The sequence below is a fragment of the Rhizobacter sp. P2_H2 genome, assembly GCF_056403375.1.
Genome location: NZ_JBFUFP010000587.1, coordinates 1 through 3395 on the forward strand (window position 1 = coordinate 1; position 3395 = coordinate 3395).

Here is a 3395-nt window from a genome sequence, read left to right on the forward strand (position 1 = left end):
GTGGGCGACAGTCAGTGCACGAAGCGTGCTGCGCACGCGGGCCATGAAACCAGYCAGCTCCGGCGCCCCGTCCCTATTGGCGCTCCACAGCCTCCCCGCACGCGCCTTTGGCCACCACCGCTCTTTGGGGAGGTGACAAGCGAACAAATGGGGGTTGAGCCCGGGTTGTCACCCGGGCGCGGTTTCCCGTCAGTCGTGGATCGCGCTGCCGGGTGAGAAGCGGTTCACCGCGTCGGTGATGATGCCGTCGATGCCGAGCCCCGTCAGCCGGCGCGCCTCGGCCGGGTCGTTCACGGTGTAGACCAGCGCGCGCAGGCCGGCGCCGTGCACGCGGGCCAGCACCGCCTTGTCGATCAGCCCGTAGTGCGTGACCACGGCGACGCAGCCGAGCGATTGCGCTTCTTCCAGCCAGCCGCTGCGCAGGCTGTCGAGCAGCAGCGCCCGCGGCAGGGCCGGCGCGCTGTCGCGGGCGGCCGCCAGCGCATCCGGCTTGAACGAGCTGAGCAGCGGCTGCACCGCCTCGCCGGCCCACAGCCGGGCCGCTTCGCGCGCGACGACGCGGCCGGTCTCGGCCTCGTCGCCCGGCGTCGGCTTGATCTCGATGTTCAGCGCGAAGCCGTTGCGCAGGCAGTAGCGGGCGATCGCCTCGAAGCTCGGGATCGGCTCGCCGGCGAAGCCGCGGCTGTGCCAACCGCCGGCGTCCAGCCGCGACAGCTCGGCCCAGCTGCGATCCGAGGCCAGGCCGCGCTCCGGCGTCGTGCGCTGCAGCGTCGCGTCGTGCAGCAGGAAGGGCACGCCGTCGGCGCTCAACTTCACGTCGCATTCGAACGCGCGGTAGCCGTGGCCGGCCCCGACGCGGAATGCGGCCAGAGTGTTCTCAGGTGCCAGCAGGCCCGCACCACGGTGCGCGACCCACAGTGGGTACGGCCAGGTGGTCATGCAGCGACCCGCTTGCCGCTTGCCGCATCGAACCAGTGCAGGTGCTCGGCCGACGGCTTCAGGTGCAGCGTGCTGCCAGGGGCCGGCGGCACCAGCGTGCCGTCGATGCGCAGCGTGAAGCCATGGTCGGCGATGCGGCCGTGCACCAGGCGCTCGGCGCCCAGCATCTCGACCATCTCGATCGCCAGCGGCCAGCCGCCGTCGTGCGCGACGCTCGCATGGCCCAGGTGCTCCGGGCGCACGCCGAGGATCAGCTCGCCGTCGCGCGGCGCCGCGTGGGGCAGGGGCAGGTCCACGCCGCCGAACGTGAAGCTCGCGCCCTGGGCGCGGCCGGTCAGCAGGTTCATCGGCGGCGAGCCGATGAAGCTCGCGACGAAGGTGGTGGCCGGGCGGGCGTAGACCTCTTCCGGCGTGCCGATCTGCTCCATGTGGCCGGCGTTCATCACGATCATGCGTTGCGCGAGCGTCATCGCCTCGACCTGGTCGTGCGTGACGAACAGCGACGTGACGCCCAGCTCGGCGTGCAGCTTGCGGATCTCCAGGCGGGTCTGGCCGCGCAGCTTCGCATCGAGGTTGGACAGCGGCTCGTCGAACAGGAAGACCTGCGGCTGGCGCACGATCGCGCGGCCCATCGCGACGCGCTGGCGCTGGCCGCCCGACAGCTCGCGCGGCTTGCGCTGCAGCAGCGCGCCGAGCTCGAGGATCTTCGCGGCCTTGTCGACGCGGGTCTTGATGTCGGCGACCGGCACCTTCGCGATCTTCAGCCCGTAGGCCATGTTGTCGAACACGCTCATGTGCGGGTAGAGCGCGTAGTTCTGGAACACCATCGCGATGTCGCGCTCGGACGGCTCGACGTCGTTGACGACGCGCCCGCCGATCGAGATCTCGCCGCCGGAGACCTCCTCGAGGCCCGCGACCATGCGCAGCAGCGTGCTCTTGCCGCAGCCCGACGGGCCGACGATCACGATGAACTCGCCGTCGCCGATCTCGGCGTTGACGCCGTGGATGACCTGGTTGGCCTTCGGGCCGATGCCGTAGCGCTTGACGACGTTCTGGAGGGAGATGGCTGCCATGGGTGTTTGCTTCTCTACTTCTCGGTATCGACCAGGCCCTTGACGAACCAGCGCTGCATCAGGATCACGACGACCGCGGGCGGCAGCATCGCGAGGATGGCGGTGGCCATCACGATGTTCCATTCGTTGCCGGAGTCGCCGCCGGCGATCATCATGCGGATGCCCACCACCACCGGGTACATCTGCTCGCCGGTGGTGGCGATCAGCGGCCACAGGTACTGGTTCCAGCCGTAGATGAACTGGATCACGAACAGCGCCGCGATCGAGGTCTTCGACAGCGGCAGCAGGATGTCCTTGAAGAAGCGCATCGGGCCGGCGCCGTCGATGCGGGCGGCCTCGACGAGCTCGTCCGGCACGGTCAGGAAGAACTGCCGGAACAGGAAGGTCGCGGTGGCCGACGCGATCAGCGGCACCGTGAGGCCGCCATAGGTGTTCAGCATGCCGAGGTCGGACACCACCTTGTAGGTCGGGCTGATGCGCACCTCGACCGGCAGCATCAGCGTGACGAAGATCGCCCAGAACACCAGGCCGCGCAGCGGGAAGCGGAAGTACACCAGCGCGAACGCCGACAGCAGCGAGATCGCGATCTTGCCGAAGGTGATCACCAGCGCGGTGACCAGGCTCACCCACATCATGCGGGCGACCGGCGCGTTGGAGCCGGCGCCGCCGCCGTGGCCGTTCAGCGCGGCGAGGTAGTTCTCCCAGAAGTGCCCGCCGGGCGACATCGGCATCGGCACCTGCAGGATGGCCTGCGAGGTGTGCGTCGACGCGATGAACGCGATGTACAGCGGGAACGCGACGATCAGCACGCCGAGGATCATCACGGCGTGGGCCAGGATGCCGAGGGTGGGGCGGCGCTCGACCATGTCAGTACTGCACTTTCTTTTCGACGTAGCGGAATTGCAGCACCGTCAGCGCGATGACGATCAGCATCAGCACCGTCGATTGCGCGGCCGAGCCGCCGAGGTCGCCGCCCTTGAAGCCATCTTGATAGACCTTGTAGACCAGGATCGCGGTGTCGCGGCCCGGGCCGCCGTGGGTGGTGGCATCGATGATCGCGAAGGTGTCGAAGAACGCGTACACCATGTTGATCACGAGCAGGAAGAAGGTGGTCGGCGACAGCAGCGGGAACTGGATGGTCCAGAAGCGCCGCCACGGCCGGGCACCGTCGATGGCCGCGGCCTCGATCAGCGATTTCGGGATCGACTGCAGGCCGGCCAGGAAGAACAGGAAGTTGTACGAGATCTGCTTCCAGACGGCGGCGGTGACGATCATCGTCATCGCATGCGTGCTGTTCAGCAGGTGGTCCCACTGGAAGCCGAAGGTATGGTCCAGCGCGTACGCGACCACGCCGATCGACGGCGAGAACATGAACACCCACAG

The 3395-nt window shown here is 68.5% G+C and carries 4 protein-coding genes; all 4 read right to left on the reverse strand.

From position 1 onward, the window contains the following. Positions 1-189: 189 nt before the first annotated feature. Entirely contained in the window at positions 190-939 is a 750-nt protein-coding gene (ugpQ, locus tag AC1D15_RS22940) for a glycerophosphodiester phosphodiesterase (RefSeq protein ID WP_477827786.1), read from the reverse strand. Next, the gene (locus AC1D15_RS22945) at positions 936-2012 is read right to left on the reverse strand and encodes a sn-glycerol-3-phosphate import ATP-binding protein UgpC (RefSeq protein WP_477827787.1); all 1077 of its coding nucleotides are present in this window, start codon (positions 2010-2012) and stop codon (positions 936-938) included. The genes ugpQ and AC1D15_RS22945 overlap by 4 nt, the downstream gene beginning before the upstream one ends. 14 nt (positions 2013-2026) lie before the next feature. Next, positions 2027-2878, reverse strand: a complete 852-nt coding sequence (gene ugpE, locus AC1D15_RS22950) for a sn-glycerol-3-phosphate ABC transporter permease UgpE (protein ID WP_047505987.1) — start codon at positions 2876-2878, stop codon at positions 2027-2029. 1 nt (position 2879) lies between these two features. Beyond that, on the reverse strand, positions 2880-3395 hold a 516-nt coding region (locus AC1D15_RS22955; protein ID WP_477827788.1), incomplete at its 5' end, for an ABC transporter permease subunit.

Bases quoted from the DNA above. Each gene is read 5' to 3' on its own strand.
- ugpQ (WP_477827786.1), bottom strand. From the start codon at position 939: ATGACCACCTGGCCGTACCCACTGTGGGTCGCGCACCGTGGTGCGGGC.
- AC1D15_RS22945 (WP_477827787.1), bottom strand. From the start codon at position 2,012: ATGGCAGCCATCTCCCTCCAGAACGTCGTCAAGCGCTACGGCATCGGC.
- ugpE (WP_047505987.1), bottom strand. From the start codon at position 2,878: ATGGTCGAGCGCCGCCCCACCCTCGGCATCCTGGCCCACGCCGTGATG.